Origin of the sequence: Corynebacterium fournieri (assembly GCF_030408775.1) — a bacterium.
Classification (GTDB): Bacteria; Actinomycetota; Actinomycetes; order Mycobacteriales; family Mycobacteriaceae; genus Corynebacterium; species Corynebacterium fournieri.
In genome coordinates this window covers 1,402,801-1,419,493 of sequence record NZ_CP047210.1, presented here as the reverse complement: position 1 = coordinate 1,419,493, position 16,693 = coordinate 1,402,801, and the positions used below count along the sequence as shown (strand labels likewise).

The window sequence follows — 16,693 nt, the reverse complement described above, 5'->3', positions numbered from 1 at the left end:
ATCATTGAGTCGGTGCGTGCTAGTGTGTGACGAATCATAAGCGCGGTGCCGTTTTGGGGCCGTGTGCACATCCCCCTAAGAAAGGTCTGCACATGGGCAAGATCAACATGAAAAAGACGGGCGCGGCGCTCGCCACCGGGCTTTTGGCTTTTGGGGCCACCGGTGTTGCTGTGGCGCAGGGCGGCCTGACTGCGAACTTGGCGCTGTCCGGCGCGTTTTTTAAGGTGACGATGACCCACCTCGACGGTGAAGGGATTTCCATCTTCATGGACGGCGAGCAGATGGCGCAGGAGCAGCTGCCGGTGGCGCGCCTGAAGTTCGAGCACGCGTACGCCTCCAACTTGTGCCTGTCCACCACGCTGCCGGATATCCCGATGATCGGTGAAGGCACATTCCGCCTGCTTGCCAAGGGCGACAACAGCGTCGAGGTGCGCGACCTCGTGGTGGGCGCGACCGACATTTCCGGCGCCCTCGATCTGACGGATGCCTCCGTGGGCATCGACGCCAGCAAGTACAACGACATGGCGCAGCCCGGCGCGTGGGGCCTATTCGCGGAGAAGGTGTCACTCAGCGCCGACGATATCCGCGCCACCTCCGTGGGCGCGAAATCGCTGAAGGCATCCGGCGTGAACGTTTCGGTGAAGAGGGATAATTCGGATGCCTGCTAGGGAAGAGCATCAGGACGAAGCGGAATTCGACGACTTCTTCGACGACGACACCGACGGCGACACTGCCGAGGCTGACAGTTCCGACACTGTCGAGGCCGACAGCGCCGACAGTGCCGACAGTGCCGAAGCGACCGATGGCGCAACCGCCGCGAAGGAGCGCGCAAAGCACTCCGACGAGCGCAGCAGGCGCGAGCGCTTCCGTGAGTGGCGCAGCACCAGGCCGTTCGCTGGCGGGCTTCTCATGCTGCTCTCCGGCATCATCATGGTCGCCCCGGCGTATTTTACGGTGCAGATTTCAGACCTGTTGGTCATGATTTCGACCATCTCAGGCGTATCGACGCTGCTCATCGGCGCGCTGTTGATCATGTTCGGCATCGGCACCTGGCTCCAGCCGTACGCGGCTACCTACCTGGGCGTGCTGGGCATCATCGTGTCGATTGTGGCGGTGCCGACGTCGAACCTGGGTGGGTTCTTCGTTGGTTCGCTGTTGGGCATCATCGGTGGTGCGTTGGCGCTCGGCTGGGAAAAGGATGCCAAACACCGTGGCGCGAAGCACTCGCGCCGCAAACCCACGTCCGCTGCGACATCGGTGCTTGCAGTAATGGCCAGCTTGAGCGTTGTGGCAGGCATGCTTCACGACGAACCAAAGGTCAACGCCCAAGAAGGCCTGCCCCTGCCGCAGCTGCCCACCAGCATCGCACTGCCGCAACCGCCCCAACTGCCGCAGCTTTCGGCGCCTCAATTGCCGCAGCCGAGCCTGCCGCAACCTCCTGCGCCGAGCGATGCTCCGGGCCCTGTCTCCGAGCTGCTCACCCCGCAGCCGATTGATACGCCGCTGAAGGACGTGCCGCCGGGCAACATCAGCACGGTGCGGGCAGATCACGTTGCCATCACCGGAAACGTGCACGCGACCTTGGGCATGGTCAACGTCGGCGGCGTGCCGCAGCGCACCCTCGTGCTCACGGGCGATGAGCTTCGCGCACGCAACCTCTCCCTCGAGATCCCGGGCTTCCCGGGACGCGGTTTGCTCACCACCGGGCAGGTGGAAACGAAACTTTCCAACGGCCCTGTGCGCATCGTCGCGACGGGGCTGACGGCAACTCCGGCGGTGGCCAACGTGCCCACCTTGCCGTTGACGGTGGACCTCGGCGGCGATCTCGGGGCGATTCTGCAGCAGCTCGGCGTCCCGGACGCGAAGCCGGTGCCCAACGTGCCAGTGCCGGACATGGTGATGCAGCAGGTCTCGCTCAATAACGCCAATCTGCAACTGGTCAGCCTCTCCGGGCTGCGCCTGCATGCCCCGGCAGTAAAGCTGACCTCCTACATGCGCTAAGGAGCGCACAAACAAAGGCCTGCACCGTTTGCGGTGCAGGCCTTTGGTCGTCGAGAAGCGAAGAGTTAGTAGTGGAAGCCGCCTTCCGCCTCCGCGCGCTCGAACGCTCGGGTGGCGATGGGCACCATGCGCGCCTTACGCGGCAACAGCGAGAAGATGCCGCGCGTGGCACGGGAGAACACTGCGAGCTTGCGCTGGTCCGCCTTGGTCCACTCCAAGCCGAGCGTGTTGCGGACCTTCTCGGGCAGCAGGCCGATGGACACCCACAGCAACAGCTTCGAGGCGAACGGAGCGACAGGCTTCCACGCCCAGCGCGGCACAGATGGGTCCGGCGGATCAAGCGTCAGGCCGTTCATGATGCGGGAGCGGTCGATGGTCTCGCTGGGGCCGAGCTTGTCGTACATTGCGTCCATATACGCGACGTACTCGTCGTAGCTCTGCGGGGCGCCGTCCGGCTCCGCAACGCCGTAGAAGCTGTACCACGTGCGCGACTCCTGGAAGAGCTGCTCGCGCTCCGCGTGCGTCAGGTCCGGCATGAAATTGCCAGCCATGAGGTAAGGCATGGCGGTAAACGTGGCGTGTGCCCAGTAGTAGACCTCGGGGTTGAGTGAGTGGTAACGGGAACCGTCCGGATGGGTGCCCTTGATGTCCTTGTGGAAATCGCGAATCATCGCGCCGACCTCAGGGCCTTCATAGACGGTGCGGATGATCGGGAATGCGGAGCGCACCAGGCGGGCGACTTCGTTGTCGAAGACGTTGGACTGCTGCACCAGCGAGCGGCTGATGTCGCGCTGGGCGATCTGGAGCACGCCGGCACTGAGCGCCACAAACATCGAGCGCCAGTCGCCGAAACGCTGCCACAGAATCGAATCCGGGCCGAGGGGCAGGCCGGCAGCTTCCGACGCAGCACGGTCGGACGGATAATCCTGCGCGTTCTCGGTCGAGGGGGCGATTGTCTCGGTGGGCTTTAGGGTAGTCATTGGATCTCCTCGTAGTTTTCCGTGTTCGCGCTGGTTAGCTGGCCGTTGCTTGCAGCGGGCGACGAGATGCGGCCTGGTGGTTTGCGGCGCGGGTGAAGTCGTGCACGTCGGGCTCGAATTCGACCAGCACGCTCTTGAGGCCGCGGACAGTGCCGGGCTGGACGCGCCACTTATCCGGTTTGACCGTCAGCGCACCCGGGCCGCGGATTTCCAGCTGGCGTACGTAACGGCGGGCGTAGTCGCCGCGCGCCTCGAATACGGCCCAGGACTTCTCGTCGAACTTCGGGTCCGGGGTGTGGTAGTCCACGAAGAGGGCGTTGGGCAACCCGACTACGTCGATACCGTTGTGCAGGTAGAGCTCGTCGGCGCTGATGTTCTTGCGCCCGGGCACGGCGATCCACGGGGAGGGCTCGCCGGTGGCGCGGATGAGGACGTCGAAAAGCTCGGTGTGCTCACGGCCGTCGCGCACCACCGTGACTTCCCATTGGCCTTCGTCCGCGTTCCACTGTGCGCCGGTGACCTCGGAACGAGCGGTGAAAGTCGCACCTGACTTCGCCACCGCTGCCTCGAGGTGGGCAATGACGGAACGGGGAGTGCCGTCAGTTCTGGTCAGCTTCAAATACGGGGTACGGAAATGTTGCCGTTTGGACACGTTGGCGGCCTCCGGGGAAGTGAGGTGCCCGCCGATGTAGTCCTGGCGGTCAAACAATGTGGTGTCGAAGCCGGAAAAGGCGCATTCTGCTGCAGCAGTGCACCCGGCGATTCCGGCGCCGACGACAGCCACCGTGGGGCGGCGGTACGGATCGAACATCGCGCAAACCTTTCGCACTGAGTGTTTAACTCCGGCAACAATCTGTTGTCGGTGTGTTCCCGTTCACTCTAGACCCTCTTGCGGTCGCGCCCAACACAAATCGCCGATTTTGTGCGGAGCTTGCTTAGTTGTCCGGTGTGTGTTTTGGGGTGTTGTCTGGCTTGCTACCTGCAGTGTTGTCGGTATCTCCACCGGCGTCGCCCGGATTTTCGTCAGCGTGTCCGAACAGCTCGTTGCGCCGCTTGTAGGTGTACACACCGGCCAGAGGTGAAAAGCCCATGAGAAAGCCCCAGCGGCGCTTCGAATCTTCGTCCATGTTGCTGCGTTGGATCTCGCGAGAGGTGTTGCCCACAACGGCGATTCCGCCGATGGCCAAGAGCACGACGAAGGCGAGGCCCAGCCACGAAACGAGGTTCATGCGCTCCTCCTACTTTTGAAAGTCCTATTTTTGAAAGTCCACGACGAGACGCGTCGGGTTGTCCAGCATGTACAGGTGGTACGGGCGCTTCGCGTCCAGGCCGATCACGTACTGCGCGTTTGCTTCGAACACGCCTCCGTCGGCGATTTCCGCAATGCCCCCGGCCGCGACGCCGGCCGGATCCGACTTGGCAATGTCGGCTTCGTCCAACGACATGGATTGCGGGACACCCTGGATAATCAGGTCGAAATAGGCGTTGCCAGCCGGCACGAGCGGGTAGCCGGACGCCTGCTGGCGCGGATCCGCGTTGTACCCGGCGAGCACATTGGGCTGCCCGGTGCCGGAAAAATCCACCACGACGCGATCGTATCCGTCGTGCGAGCCTGCCCGGATGCCCTCAATTTTCAGGTCGGAGTACCCGGGGGTTTCCAGGTGCGTGTCCTCGAGCGTGAACGGCGAGTTCGCTTGCCCGGCGGCCGGCGCAGCGGCGGCGGCGACGTCGTTTGTCTGCGAGGCGCTTGTCTGCGAGGCGCGATCCTCGCTGCCCGCAGGCTGCGACGCTGCAGAGCTTTCGGTCCCCGGCGCGGATGCAGCGGTAGAAGTCTGGGAGGTCGCCGTCGTGGTCTCGGCGGTCGCGTCACCGGAGGCGTCGTCGGTCGGACCGCCGCACGCCGCTATGGAAAGTGCGGTCACGGCGAGTGCGGATGTGAGAACTGTGCTGCGGTGTGACATAACTCCACCCTAGCGGGGGCTACCATGGCCTGCGGACGCAAAACGAAAGGATTCGCATGATCAAAGTTGGTGTGCTCGGCGCGAGCGGCAAGGTCGGTTCCGCCGTCGTTGCCGGGGTAGACAAGGCAGAAGATTTGGAGCTTGCCGCAAAAATCGACAGCAAGGACTCGTTGCAGACGCTGGTGGACGAGGGCGTCGATGTCATCGTCGACTTCACCACTCCGAACGCAGTGATGGGCAACCTGGAGTTCTGCATCAACAACGGCATTCACTGCGTGGTGGGCACTACCGGCTTCGACGACGAGCGCTACCAGCAGGTTCGCGACTGGTGCGCCGCGAACGAAGAAGTCGGTGTGCTCATCGCCCCGAACTTCGCTATCTCCGCAGTGCTCACTATGGCGTTTGCGCGCCAGGCGGCCCGCTTCTTCGAGTCCGCTGAGGTGGTGGAGTTCCATCACCCGAACAAGCTGGACGCGCCGAGCGGCACCGCGGTCAAGACCGCGCAGGGGATCGCGGAAGCTCGCCGCGAGGCCGGCATGGACAACATGCCGGACGCGACCGAGCAGGCGCTCGACGGCTCCCGCGGTGCCAACGTGGACGGCGTGCCAGTGCACGCGGTGCGCATGCAAGGCATGGTTGCGCACGAGGAAGTCATCTTCGGCACCACGGATCAGTCCCTCACTATCCGCCAAGACTCCTACGGACGCGAATCCTTCGTCCCCGGCGTGCTCACCGGCGTGCGCGAAGTGGCCAACCGTCCGGGCCTGACCATCGGCCTCGACGAGTATCTCGGGTTGTAAATGCGGGTTGATCTGGTTGCGGCCACAGCGCTGCGCACGCCTGCGACCGAGGAAGTCACCCCAGGTGAGGCCGCGATCGCTTTCGCCTCGCTGAGCGACGTACCTCCGGCCGTCTGGCTGCGACGGCGCTTTGACAGCCTGGTCGGCGCTCGATCAGAGCTTCTGGAGCACGCGAGCGCCACCCTGCGTATCCAGGATGTTTCCCGCGATGCTGCCGCGGCGATTCGCAGGCACGGCCTCGCCGTGAGTGAGCGTGCCGGTACCGGAGCTGTCACCCCGACCGCAATCTCCGCCGACGAGGAGCTGACCCGGCTGTTCGAAGCGGCGGTGGAAGAGTCCGCATTCGTGCGCGGGGAACTGCTGCAGGCGCTCGAGGAAGCGATGGCCGACGAGCCGAACGTGCTTGTGCGGCGCAAGCGCGCCCGCGAGGCGGCGAACGCGCTGATTCCGGCTGCGGCGGCGACCGAGCTTGTGGCAACCGGCAGCTACCGCGCGTGGCGGGAGTTCATCGTCGCCCACAACGGCCGTTTCGAGCACGAGGAAATTCGGGAATTGGCGCATGCCGTGCTCGAGATCATGCGGGGCGAGGCGCCGCTGTTGTTCGGCGATTTGGCCGAAGGGGAACGTCGATAAGCAATTGCGTCGGTGGGGCAGGTATCCTACTGGGTCATGGGCATTTCTCTCAAAGCTGATCGAGGAGCCGAGATCTTCGGCTGCGTCGGCGTTGCTATGGTCACGCCGTTTGATTCCGACGGTGAACTCGACCTTGCAGCAGGCCGCGATCTTGCTGCCCACTTGGTTGACCAAGGAATCGACTCACTGGTACTCGCAGGCACGACGGGTGAATCCCCGACAACCACAGACGAGGAGAAAGTTGCGCTGCTGAAAGCAGTGCGCGAAGAGGTAGGGGACAAGGCCCAGCTCATCGCGGGCGCGGGGTCCAACGACACCCGGCACGCGGTGGCAATGGCAAAAGCGGCCAAAGAAGGCGGCGCAGACGGCCTCTTGGTAGTCACGCCATACTACTCCAAGCCCTCCCAGGCAGGCGTTGAGACGCACTTCCGCGCAGTAGCGGAGGCGACCGACCTGCCAATTTGCCTCTACGACATCCCCGGCCGTTCCGGTATCCCGATCGATTCCGACACCATCCGCAGGCTTGCGGAGGTAGAGACGATCCAGGCGATGAAAGACGCGAAGGGCGACTTCTTCGCCGCTTCCGCGCTGATCCAGGAAACCGGGCTGGCCTGGTACTCGGGCGACGACCCGCTGAACCTGCCGTGGCTCGCCGTCGGCGCGACCGGAATGATCTCTGTGGTGGGGCATGTCGCACCGAAAGCACTGCGTGAATTAGTGACTGCATACGAGAATGGCGATCTCGCCCGCGCACGGGAAATCAACGCCGACACACTCAACGTGCTCGCGCGCCAACAGGGCGCGCTGGGCGGCGTGACATTTGCAAAGGCAGCTCTGCGACTGCAGGGCATCGAAGTAGGAGACCCGCGCCTGCCCGTCGCCAAGGCGACGGACGAGCAGGTCGAGCGGCTCCGCGAGGATATGAAACAGGCTGGAGTCCTATAAAGATGAATGAACCCCGCAACCGCGCACGAAAGGTGACGCGCAAGGCCGGGCCGCCGGAGGCAACCGACCAGCAGCCGGTGTTCCAGGCACCGAGCGACGCCCCCGCACAGGGCGGCGGCGACACGCCAGCGCAGCGCGACGGCGGCAATGATGCCGGCGCCGGCAACGGCAACAACGGTGGCCGCGGCGGTAACAACGGTGGCCGTCAAGGTGGCAACGGTGGCAACAACCGCGGCGGCCGTGGCGGCGACGGCCACGAAGGCAACAACGGCGGCAGCTCCCGCAACCGCCGCCGTCGTGGCCGCGGCGGCAATGGTGGGGGACAGGGCGGCGGACGCCGCAACCCCATGAAATCCATGCAGGGCGCCGATCTGACGAAGCGTCTGCCGGCGCCACCGAAGCTGGCCAAGGACACCCTGCGCATCTACGCGCTCGGCGGCATTTCCGAAATCGGCCGCAACATGACGGTCTTCGAGTACAACGGCCGCCTGCTCATCGTGGACTGCGGCGTGTTGTTCCCGAATTCCGACGAGCCGGGCGTGGACCTGGTGCTGCCGGACTTCGGCCCGATTGAGAACAAGCTGGACAAAATCGACGCACTCGTGGTCACCCACGGACACGAGGACCACATCGGTGCAATCCCGTGGCTGCTCAAGCTGCGCCACGACATCCCGATCTACTCCTCCAAGTTCACCAACGCGCTGATTAAGGCGAAGACGCAGGAGCACCGCCAGCGTCCGAAGCTCAACGACGTGAACAAGGACTCGGAAGTCACGGTCGGCCCGTTCCGCCTGCGCTTCTGGCACGTCAACCACTCCATCCCGGAGTGCCTGGGCGTGTCCATCAAGACTGGCGCGGGCCACGTGGTGATGACCGGCGACGTCAAGGTGGACCAGACTCCATACGACGGCAAGCCCACGGACATCCCGGCGCTGTCCCGCCTGGGCGACGAGGGCATCGACCTGTTCATGTGCGACTCCACCAACGCGACCATCCCGGGCATCTCCGCCTCGGAGGCAGGCATTGAGGAAACGCTGACGCGTCTGGTCGCGGCTGCTCGCCAGCGTGTGGTGATCGCTTCGTTCGCGTCCAACGTCTCGCGCGTGCAGATGGCGATCAACGCTGCTGTGGCCAACAACCGCAAGGTCGCGTTCAACGGCCGCTCCATGCTGCGCAACATGGAAATCGCCGAGAAGATGAACCTGCTCAAGGCCCCGAAGGGCACGATCATTCCGATCGAGGAAGCTGCGAAGATGGCGCCGCACAAGACGGTGCTTATCACCACCGGTACCCAGGGCGAGCCGATGGCGGCGCTGTCGCGCATGTCGCGTCGCGAGCACCGTCAGATCACCATCCACGACGGCGACACGATCATCCTGTCGTCCTCCCTGATTCCGGGTAACGAGGAAGCCGTCTTCGCTGTGATCAACAACCTCGCCCAGATCGGCGCAAACGTGATCACTAACGCTGAAGCGCACGTGCACGCGTCCGGTCACGGTTACGCCGGCGAGCTGCTTGCGCTCTACAACGCGGCACGTCCGCGCAACGCCATGCCGGTGCACGGCGAGTGGCGCCACATGCGCGCGAACAAGGAGCTGGCTATCTCTACCGGCGTCAAGCCGTCCAACACGGCGCTTGCGCAAAACGGTGTCGTGGTGGACATGCACAAGGGCCAGATCAAGGTCGCCGGCCAGCTGCAGGTGGGTCAGCTCTACGTCGACGGCACCACCATGGGCGACGTCGACCCGGACGTGCTCGGGGAGCGTTCCTCCCTGGCATCCGGCGGCGTCGTGTCTATCACCTGCGTGATCGACGATCGCACTGGCCGTCTGCTGGAGATCCCGCAGGTGTCCACCACCGGCTACACCGATGACGACCGCGACTTCAACAAGAAGGTCATCGAGGGTGTCGAAGCCGTGATGGGCGATTTGGCAGCTGAAGGTGAGAACGATCCGTTCCGCATGGTGCAGCAGATCCGCCGCAAGGTCTCCCGCGCGATCGAGCAGAACTACAAGCGTCAGCCGGTGATCCTGCCGACCGTGGTGCCGATGTCCTCCGACAACCACGCCGCAACCGAGGACGAAATCGCCTCGACGCGAGAGTCCCGCTAAGCATTTGCTTGGCGACGCCCCTTCGGCCCACCCCGTGGCAGCCGAGGGGGCTAACGCGTCTTCGGGGTGTTGCGATACAAGAGGCATGAGACACCTCAACCGCGCCACAGCAGCCGTCGTACTTTCCGCATCCCTCCTTGCGCCAGTAGCCGGCGCCGAAGAGACCAGCTGGACCGGGGGACACCCGGTTCCACCGGAAACGCAGGTACCGTTCGATCCCGGTTACGCTACCCAGTGGCGCAGCTACGACGTGGTGAAGTGGGGTGACCCCAATTTCCGCAACCAGGACGTGCCCGGCGTCCGCGTGGTCGGGCAGTACAACCAGGATTCGATCCTGTGCCTGGAAAACGCGAAGGCCGGCATGTGGGGCTGCTACGTCGACGGCGAGGAAGCGCCGGAGCTGACGTACTTGCGGTACGGGAAGGTTGTTGCCACTGATCCTTTGGCAAAGACGTTCGCCCCAGTGATCCGTGTGTTCCTCCACCTGCAGGAGCGCATCAGCCTGTCGAGCTTCTAGGGAGGCTGTTTTACGTTAGAAGCGGAAAGCGTACGGTTCAGTAACAACCCTGCAACAGTAGCTGGCACAATCTGTGACAGGTGTGCACAATGTGGCCTATGAAGAACGCAACGAAGAACGCAACGAAAATCGCCGCGGCTGCGCTGGCTGCCGCGATGGCACTGGCACCCGCAGCACACGCGCAAGACGATGTTGACTGGACCGGTGGCCGACCGCTGCCGCCCGGCACCGAGGTGCCGTTCGAACCCGGCTACGCCTCCGCGTGGAAGATGTACGACGTAATCCGCTTCGGCGACCCGCGCTTCCGCGACTACAAAGTCCAGGGGGTTCGCGTGATTGGCGAGTACGACCGCGACTCCATGATGTGTCTGATGAACGCGAAGGGCGGCAGGAACGGCTGCTACGTCGACGGTAAGCCAGTCACCGACTTGGGCTGGGGCGCCGGCGGTCAGCGCGTCACCGTGGATCCGACCGTGGCCAAGTTCGCGCCCATTATCAAGCAGCTGGGAGCGCTTGAGCTCGAGTTGTCAAGCACTCAGGGCTCGTCGCTGTCCAGTTAATCCGAGCGGCGGGCAATGAAACGTCGCTAGGCTAAAGCGCATGTCTTTCGCTCAAAAAGAACGTGAACGTCTTGCCGCGTTGTTGCTAAGGGTCGGCCCCGATGCGCCGACGTTGAACGAGGGGTGGACCACCCACGACCTGGCGGTGCACCTGCTCATCCGTGAGGCCAAGCCGGCTGCTGCGCCCGGCATCTTCATCGACGCCCTTTCCGGTGTGACTGACAAGGAAACGGAAAAGCAGAAGGCGCGTCCGTACGATGAAGTCGTGCGTGAATGGGCTGCAGGTCCGCCGTTGTGGGTGAAGCCGTTCGACAGTGCAATGAACACTTCGGAGCACTTCATTCACCACGAGGATGTCCGCCGCGGTGGGGGAGAGGTAAAGCCGCGCGAGTTCTCTCAGGCGGTCAACCAGGAGCTGTTCGCACTGGCGAAGCGCTTTGGCAAACTCACTCTGCGCAACGCCCCGGTGCCGGTGATCCTAACTCCGCCGACGTTTCCGCCAGCGACGCTTGGCGACAAGGCCGGTGTGGCCGAGCGTGGCGATAGGGTGCTGCGGGTCTCAGGTGAGCCCGGCGAGTTGCTGCTGTGGGCTTCCGGCCGAAAAGCGGTTGAGGTGGAGCTGACCGGAGCTGTAGACGCCTTTGAGTGCTACGAAGTCAAGCTGTGACGCTTGATTCACAGTCGCCGGTGTGGCGTAAGGGGTGAATGTGACTTAAGGCGTTAGAGTTACACCCATGTCTGTCAAAAACACCGCGCCGCGCTCGTCGCGGTCTTCTACACGCCGCCCTGCCGGTGGCACCCGCTATGGCGGTCCGGTGTCCATGACGCACCCGCCGACGTCATCTAACGTGGCCGCCAACACCGCAGACGAGCGCGTCGGCTCCGCGTACAAAGTCGTGGGCAGCTCGCTCGGCGCGGCCGCCCGCGGTGTCGGGTCATTCTTCCGCCGTGAGAGGCATTCCCACGACGGTGACGACGCTGCACCCGAGCGCCGCCCGAGGCGCAGCCGCGACGACTGGGACAACTGGGACGAAGATTTTGACATGCCGGAAAAGCGAGAGGAGCGTGACCAGCACATCACCGGGCAACAGGATCGGCCACACCGCGAAGGGCCCAGCACCTTTGAAGCGCACGCGGACGCATGGGGTCTGATCCTCATCGGCCTAGCCGCCATCATCGGCGGCTCCGTCTGGTTCGACGTGGCAGGACCGGTGGGAGACCTCATCTCCACCGGCTCGCACTGGCTCATCGGCGCGGGCGCTCTCGTGCTGCCAGTCATCCTGGTTGGCATCGCCATCGCGCTGATGCTGAATGTGCGCACCTCTGACGCGGTGCGCGCCCGAGTCACTCTCGGGTTCGCCATCATCGCGGTGGGCATGCTTGGGCTGATCCACGTCTTCGCCGGCAACCCCGCCGAATGGGCGGAGCGCAAACTCGCCGGCGGCGCCGTCGGCGCTGTCACCGGCGGCGTGCTCGCCGCAGGTTTTTCCTCCTACGTCGCGGTTCCCTTGCTCGGCTTGGTCATCGTCTACGGCGCGTTGAAGGCTACCGGCATCACGGTGCGCGAGGCCTACGACTACATCAAGAACCTCGTCATCGGGATGCTTTCGAGCCCCGACACTCCTGACGACGAAGACTCGGACCCCTACAGCTACGTCTCCGACGACCTGGACGACATCGCCGAGGGGCGCGAGCGCCGCCGCAACCCGCGCGAGCGCGCAAGCGCCGACACGCGCACCACCGCACGCCGCGGCCGCGGTGCCGCCGAGCGGCCTTCCCGCCCGGCACGGCCGGCACGCACGCTGCGCAAACCGACGCCGATGGAGAGCTACCCGGCAGGCGGCGACACCGAAGACGACCTGTTCGACTTTGCCGACGAGGTAGACGACAACAGCGGCTACGACGTCGACGACCAGGCCGCGGAAGAAACCACTGTGGTGCAGCGTCCGGCCCCTGCCGCTCAACCGGCGTCCGCGCCGAAGAAGCGCACGCCTGCTGCGCCGACCGCACCAGCTGCACCGAATGCTCCGTCTGCTCCGGAGCCTGCGCAGCGCGACAACGAGACGAAGGTGCTGCAGCGTGAGGAACCGGAGGTTGAACGTCGCCAAGCAACTGCTCCCGACGCCGTAGCTTCCTCGCGCGAGCAGATGGCCAAGGCCATCGCGGCGCGCTCCGGCATCGACGCCTCCAAGATCCCGGCGACAACGCCAAAGTCTGAGACTGAACAGTCGGCGCCGAAGCAGGTGCGCAAGCTCCCGCAGGGCGACTACGCGCTGCCATCGACGGATCTGCTGTTGGCCGGAAACGCGCCGAAGACGCGCACTGAGGCCAACGACCGCATGATCGAGGCGATCACCGACGTCTTCGAAGAATTTAACGTCAACGCCCAGGTCACAGGATTCTCGCGCGGCCCGACAGTCACCCGCTACGAGGTGGAGCTCGGCCCGGGCGTGAAAGTCTCCAAGATCACCAACCTGCAGTCCAACCTCGCCTACGCCGTGGCCACGGACAACGTGCGCCTGCTCACCCCGATTCCGGGCAAGTCCGCCGTCGGCATCGAGGTGCCCAACGCCGACCGCGAGATGGTGCGCCTGCGCGACGTGTTGGACGCGCCGAAAGTCGCGGCGCAGGACGACCCGATGCTCATCGGCCTGGGCAAGGACATCGAAGGCGAATTCATCGCCAGCTCGATTCAGAAGATGCCGCACCTGCTGGTGGCTGGTTCCACCGGCTCCGGTAAGTCCGCGTTTGTGAACTCCATGCTGGTCTCGCTGCTCACGCGGGCGACGCCGGAGGAAGTCCGCCTCATCTTGGTGGACCCGAAGATGGTGGAGCTGACGCCGTACGAGGGCATTCCGCACCTGATTACGCCGATCATCACCCAGCCGAAGAAGGCGTCTGCGGCGCTGCAGTGGCTGGTAGAGGAGATGGAGCAGCGCTACATGGACATGAAGTCCGCGCGCGTGCGCCACATCAAGGACTTCAACCGCAAGGTCCGCTCCGGCGAGATCACCGCACCTCCGGGCTCCGAGCGGGAGATGCGCCCGTACCCGTTCATCGTGTGCGTGGTGGACGAGCTGGCGGATCTGATGATGACTGCGCCGAAGGAGATCGAGGAATCCATCGTGCGCATCACCCAGAAGGCGCGTGCGGCCGGCATCCACCTGGTGCTGGCGACGCAGCGTCCGTCCGTGGATGTGGTCACCGGCCTGATCAAGACGAACGTGCCGTCGCGTCTCGCGTTCGCCACCTCCTCCCTGACGGACTCCCGCGTCATCCTGGACCAGGGCGGAGCTGAGAAGCTCATCGGCATGGGCGACGGCCTGTTCATCCCACAGGGTGCCGGCAAGCCGCAGCGCCTCCAGGGCGCCTTCGTCACCGACGAGGAGATCCAGGCCGTTGTCGATGCGGCGAAATCGCAGCAGGAGGAGCCCGACTACGTCGAGGGCGTCACCGACGACAAGCAGGCGGAAGCCAAGGTCATCGACGATGACATTGGCAAGGACATGGACGACCTGCTCGAGGCCGTCGAGCTCGTGGTCACCTCGCAGCTCGGCTCGACCTCCATGCTGCAGCGCAAGCTGCGCATCGGCTTTGCCAAGGCGGGCCGCCTGATGGACCTGATGGAATCCCGCGGCGTCGTCGGCCCGTCCGAGGGGTCCAAGGCCCGCGACGTGCTGGTCAAGCCCGAGGAGTTGGAGACCATCATCTGGATGATCAAGGGCGCAGACCCCGCCGAGGCACCGAAGGATGCCATGCTTGACGACGCCTCCGGTGCCAACGATTCCGGCGAGGCAGCCGAGAGCGCCGACGGGGCTGATGGATCGGGTGACGCACGCACCGTGACCGCAACGTACAACCCGACCGGAGGTGCGTTCTAGGACATGGCTCTTCCAATGCCGCAGAGGATCTCTGTAGTGAATTTCGAGGATGTGGAGCTCCTCGATGTGGCCGGCCCGGTTGAGGTGTTTTCAAAGGTCTCGAACCTTGAAATAGAGATGCTTTCTCCAAGGGGGCCGCCTGTGACATCCACGCAAGGCGTCAGCCTTGGCGCGGATGCCGATTACAGCGCGATCTCCGGCGACACACTGTTGGTTCCAGGCGGACAAGGCACGCGTCAGCTCGTTTACGATGAAGCTTTCTTAGCGGCGCTCAGGCACATGGCGGCGAATGTGGAAACCATCATGTCAGTTTGCACGGGATCAGCGCTTCTTGCAGCTGCGGGGCTTTTGGAGGGCTACGCGGCGACCAGCAACAAACGAGCGCTGGATTGGGCAACGAATTTCGGAACGGATATTGAATGGCACCGTTCGGCGCGTTGGATTCACGATCGCGACCGTTGGACGTCGTCTGGAGTGACAGCGGGAATCGACATGACTGCGGCTTTCGTTGCGAATAGGTGGGGCAGCGACATTGCGTTGGACATCGCCGATTCGATCGAACTCCGGTTGAATCTCGATCCTAATGACGATCCATTTGTGGCATAAATGCGACGTACTCGTCTTAAGACCGCGGTGTGTGCGTTCGCCTGACCTATCGCGTAATGTGTTGCGCACTTGGAGGGGAGTACCCCGGAAGCGCCTAGGATCGTCAGCACGGAGCCGTCGAAAAGCGATAGCCCCGGTCCGGGCCGCCCGCGTAGGTGGGGGAGACCTCCGGTCGTTTCTGCAACTCTGACCGGAGGCTTACATATGCATGTGCCCTTGTACATTTGGTTGATCACTTCAGCGGTGATCCTGGGATTTTTCATCTTCGACTTCGTCTCGCACGTGCGCACCCCGCACGAGCCGACGATGAAGGAGTCGGGCGGCTGGGCGCTGTTCTACATGCTCATGGCCACCATCTTCGGCGGAATTGTATGGTGGCTGTGGGACGCTGAGCACGGCGTGCAGTTCTTCACCGGCTACATCACCGAGCTTTCGCTGAGCGTGGACAACCTGTTCGTCTTCGCGTTGATCATGGGCTCGTTCAAGATCCCGCGTGCCTACCAGCAGAAGGTGCTGCTTATCGGCATCGTCATCGCTCTGGTCTGCCGCCTGCTGTTCATTCTGCTCGGCGCGGTGATCATCGAGGCGTGGTCGGACGTGTTCTACCTCTTCGCGGCATTCCTCATTTACACCGCCATCAAGCTGGTCTACGACGAGGTCACGGACCAAGAAGATCCTGACCCGAACGACATGTTCGTGGTGAAGACGCTGCGCAAGATCATCCCGGTGACCAAGTCGTACCACGCCGACCGCCTCATCTCGAAGACTCAGGCCGGTAAGAAGGCCGTCACCCCGCTGTTCGTTGCGCTGCTGTCGATCGGCTTCATCGACGTGATGTTCGCGTTCGACTCCATCCCGGCGATTTACGGCATCACCCAGGAGTCTTTCCTGGTGTTTACGGCAAACGCGTTTGCGCTGCTCGGCCTGCGTCAACTGTACTTCCTGCTCAACGGCCTGCTGGACCGACTGGTGTACCTTCCGTACGGCCTCGCGGTGGTCCTGGGCTTCATCGGCGTGAAGCTGCTGCTGCACGCTCTGCACGAGAACAACCTGCCGTTCATCAACGGCGGCGAGGGCCTGCCTGTCCCGGAGGTGGGCACGGTTGCCTCGCTGCTGGTGATCGTGGGCACCTTGGCAATTACCGCCATCGCGTCGCTGGTCAAAGACCGCGCTGACGTGAAGGCTGGCCGCCGAGACCCCAACGAGAACCAGTACCACCTCGATTACGACGACCACGGCAACCGCCGCAAGGTGGACAAGCACGGCCACCACGTCGAGTGGATCGATGACCCGGCGACGTCCGGCAAGGGCGATCACACCGCGACCGGCTCCCGCGACACGGCGCACCTCGATGTCGCCCGCGGCGGCCGCAAGAGCTAGCTGAAGATATTCATTACCGGGTTCCACTCCCGGATCTCGCGGGCAGAAAGGGCGCCGGCGACCGTGTAGGGATCCTCATCCAGTATCGTCGCGGCGTCTGATTCCGTGGCGGTCTCCGGCAGCTGCAGGATGATCAGGGCTTGGTCTCCGCCGGCGTAGGGGCCGGATCCGACGATGCGTCCCAGCGACAGCTGCGAGGAGATGAACTCGCGGTGGGCGGGACGTGTGGCGTCGACAAGCGACTGCTCGCCGTAGGTGTAGGTGGCTACGAAATACTTCATGGTTTGGAGTCTAGGTGGGGTGGGTATGGTGGAGGCC

At 64.0% G+C, this 16,693-nt stretch carries 17 protein-coding genes; 12 read left to right on the top strand and 5 right to left on the bottom strand.

Annotated features, from left to right (window positions below):
• Positions 1-92 precede the first annotated feature (92 nt).
• Entirely contained in the window at positions 93-668 is a 576-nt protein-coding gene (locus CFOUR_RS06895; protein ID WP_085958143.1) for a DUF6230 family protein, read from the top strand.
• Positions 658-2,001, top strand: coding sequence for a DUF6114 domain-containing protein (locus tag CFOUR_RS06890; protein ID WP_230471859.1), 1,344 nt, complete (start codon positions 658-660; stop codon positions 1,999-2,001). The genes CFOUR_RS06895 and CFOUR_RS06890 overlap by 11 nt, the downstream gene beginning before the upstream one ends.
• A 65-nt stretch (positions 2,002-2,066) precedes the next feature.
• On the opposite strand, the gene CFOUR_RS06885 is transcribed toward CFOUR_RS06890, so the two are convergent.
• From CFOUR_RS06885 to CFOUR_RS06870, 4 genes are all read right to left on the bottom strand, one after another.
• Positions 2,067-2,981, bottom strand: coding sequence for an oxygenase MpaB family protein (locus CFOUR_RS06885; protein WP_085958142.1), 915 nt, complete (start codon positions 2,979-2,981; stop codon positions 2,067-2,069).
• A 34-nt stretch (positions 2,982-3,015) separates the two neighbouring features.
• A complete protein-coding gene (locus CFOUR_RS06880) occupies positions 3,016-3,792 on the bottom strand; it encodes an FAD-dependent oxidoreductase (protein ID WP_085958141.1) in 777 nt (258 codons plus the stop codon).
• 124 nt (positions 3,793-3,916) lie between these two features.
• Positions 3,917-4,210: a hypothetical protein gene (locus tag CFOUR_RS06875; RefSeq protein ID WP_085958140.1), complete on the bottom strand. Its 294-nt coding sequence runs from the start codon at positions 4,208-4,210 to the stop codon at positions 3,917-3,919.
• A 24-nt stretch (positions 4,211-4,234) separates the two neighbouring features.
• Positions 4,235-4,942, bottom strand: coding sequence for an AMIN-like domain-containing (lipo)protein (locus tag CFOUR_RS06870; RefSeq protein ID WP_143339029.1), 708 nt, complete (start codon positions 4,940-4,942; stop codon positions 4,235-4,237).
• A 56-nt stretch (positions 4,943-4,998) separates the two neighbouring features.
• On the opposite strand from CFOUR_RS06870, the gene dapB reads away from it, so the two are divergent.
• From dapB to CFOUR_RS06820, 10 genes are all read left to right on the top strand, one after another.
• A complete protein-coding gene (gene dapB, locus CFOUR_RS06865) occupies positions 4,999-5,742 on the top strand; it encodes a 4-hydroxy-tetrahydrodipicolinate reductase (protein WP_085958138.1) in 744 nt (247 codons plus the stop codon).
• A complete protein-coding gene (locus CFOUR_RS06860; protein WP_085958137.1) occupies positions 5,743-6,375 on the top strand; it encodes an FAD-dependent thymidylate synthase in 633 nt (210 codons plus the stop codon).
• A 36-nt stretch (positions 6,376-6,411) separates the two neighbouring features.
• Positions 6,412-7,320 carry a 4-hydroxy-tetrahydrodipicolinate synthase gene (gene dapA, locus CFOUR_RS06855; RefSeq protein WP_290179063.1) on the top strand — a complete coding sequence of 303 codons (909 nt, stop codon included), beginning with the start codon at positions 6,412-6,414 and terminating at the stop codon, positions 7,318-7,320.
• 2 nt (positions 7,321-7,322) lie between these two features.
• The gene (locus CFOUR_RS06850) at positions 7,323-9,431 is read left to right on the top strand and encodes a ribonuclease J (RefSeq protein WP_290179062.1); all 2,109 of its coding nucleotides are present in this window, start codon (positions 7,323-7,325) and stop codon (positions 9,429-9,431) included.
• A gap of 85 nt (positions 9,432-9,516) precedes the next feature.
• Entirely contained in the window at positions 9,517-9,948 is a 432-nt protein-coding gene (locus CFOUR_RS06845; RefSeq protein WP_143339028.1) for a hypothetical protein, read from the top strand.
• A gap of 98 nt (positions 9,949-10,046) precedes the next feature.
• Complete coding sequence (locus CFOUR_RS06840; protein WP_085958135.1) at positions 10,047-10,508, top strand: hypothetical protein; 462 nt, start codon at positions 10,047-10,049, stop codon at positions 10,506-10,508.
• 40 nt (positions 10,509-10,548) lie between these two features.
• Positions 10,549-11,175: a TIGR03085 family metal-binding protein gene (locus CFOUR_RS06835; RefSeq protein ID WP_085958134.1), complete on the top strand. Its 627-nt coding sequence runs from the start codon at positions 10,549-10,551 to the stop codon at positions 11,173-11,175.
• 67 nt (positions 11,176-11,242) lie between these two features.
• Positions 11,243-14,389, top strand: coding sequence for a DNA translocase FtsK (locus tag CFOUR_RS06830; RefSeq protein WP_290179061.1), 3,147 nt, complete (start codon positions 11,243-11,245; stop codon positions 14,387-14,389).
• Between the two features lie 36 nt (positions 14,390-14,425).
• Positions 14,426-14,995 (top strand): DJ-1/PfpI family protein, encoded by a 570-nt coding sequence (locus CFOUR_RS06825; protein WP_230471858.1) that lies wholly within the window; start codon positions 14,426-14,428, stop codon positions 14,993-14,995.
• Positions 14,996-15,199: 204 nt separating this feature from the next.
• Complete coding sequence (locus CFOUR_RS06820; RefSeq protein WP_085958133.1) at positions 15,200-16,375, top strand: TerC family protein; 1,176 nt, start codon at positions 15,200-15,202, stop codon at positions 16,373-16,375.
• On the opposite strand, the gene CFOUR_RS06815 is transcribed toward CFOUR_RS06820, so the two are convergent.
• Entirely contained in the window at positions 16,372-16,656 is a 285-nt protein-coding gene (locus CFOUR_RS06815) for a YciI family protein (protein WP_085958132.1), read from the bottom strand. The genes CFOUR_RS06820 and CFOUR_RS06815 overlap by 4 nt on opposite strands.
• Between the last annotated feature and the right edge of the window lie 37 nt (positions 16,657-16,693).

Bases quoted from the DNA above. Each gene is read 5' to 3' on its own strand.
- CFOUR_RS06895 (WP_085958143.1), top strand. From the start codon at position 93: ATGGGCAAGATCAACATGAAAAAGACGGGCGCGGCGCTCGCCACCGGG.
- CFOUR_RS06890 (WP_230471859.1), top strand. From the start codon at position 658: ATGCCTGCTAGGGAAGAGCATCAGGACGAAGCGGAATTCGACGACTTC.
- CFOUR_RS06885 (WP_085958142.1), bottom strand. From the start codon at position 2,981: ATGACTACCCTAAAGCCCACCGAGACAATCGCCCCCTCGACCGAGAAC.
- CFOUR_RS06880 (WP_085958141.1), bottom strand. From the start codon at position 3,792: ATGTTCGATCCGTACCGCCGCCCCACGGTGGCTGTCGTCGGCGCCGGA.
- CFOUR_RS06875 (WP_085958140.1), bottom strand. From the start codon at position 4,210: ATGAACCTCGTTTCGTGGCTGGGCCTCGCCTTCGTCGTGCTCTTGGCC.
- CFOUR_RS06870 (WP_143339029.1), bottom strand. From the start codon at position 4,942: ATGTCACACCGCAGCACAGTTCTCACATCCGCACTCGCCGTGACCGCA.
- dapB (WP_085958138.1), top strand. From the start codon at position 4,999: ATGATCAAAGTTGGTGTGCTCGGCGCGAGCGGCAAGGTCGGTTCCGCC.
- CFOUR_RS06860 (WP_085958137.1), top strand. From the start codon at position 5,743: ATGCGGGTTGATCTGGTTGCGGCCACAGCGCTGCGCACGCCTGCGACC.
- dapA (WP_290179063.1), top strand. From the start codon at position 6,412: ATGGGCATTTCTCTCAAAGCTGATCGAGGAGCCGAGATCTTCGGCTGC.
- CFOUR_RS06850 (WP_290179062.1), top strand. From the start codon at position 7,323: ATGAATGAACCCCGCAACCGCGCACGAAAGGTGACGCGCAAGGCCGGG.
- CFOUR_RS06845 (WP_143339028.1), top strand. From the start codon at position 9,517: ATGAGACACCTCAACCGCGCCACAGCAGCCGTCGTACTTTCCGCATCC.
- CFOUR_RS06840 (WP_085958135.1), top strand. From the start codon at position 10,047: ATGAAGAACGCAACGAAGAACGCAACGAAAATCGCCGCGGCTGCGCTG.
- CFOUR_RS06835 (WP_085958134.1), top strand. From the start codon at position 10,549: ATGTCTTTCGCTCAAAAAGAACGTGAACGTCTTGCCGCGTTGTTGCTA.
- CFOUR_RS06830 (WP_290179061.1), top strand. From the start codon at position 11,243: ATGTCTGTCAAAAACACCGCGCCGCGCTCGTCGCGGTCTTCTACACGC.
- CFOUR_RS06820 (WP_085958133.1), top strand. From the start codon at position 15,200: ATGCATGTGCCCTTGTACATTTGGTTGATCACTTCAGCGGTGATCCTG.
- CFOUR_RS06815 (WP_085958132.1), bottom strand. From the start codon at position 16,656: ATGAAGTATTTCGTAGCCACCTACACCTACGGCGAGCAGTCGCTTGTC.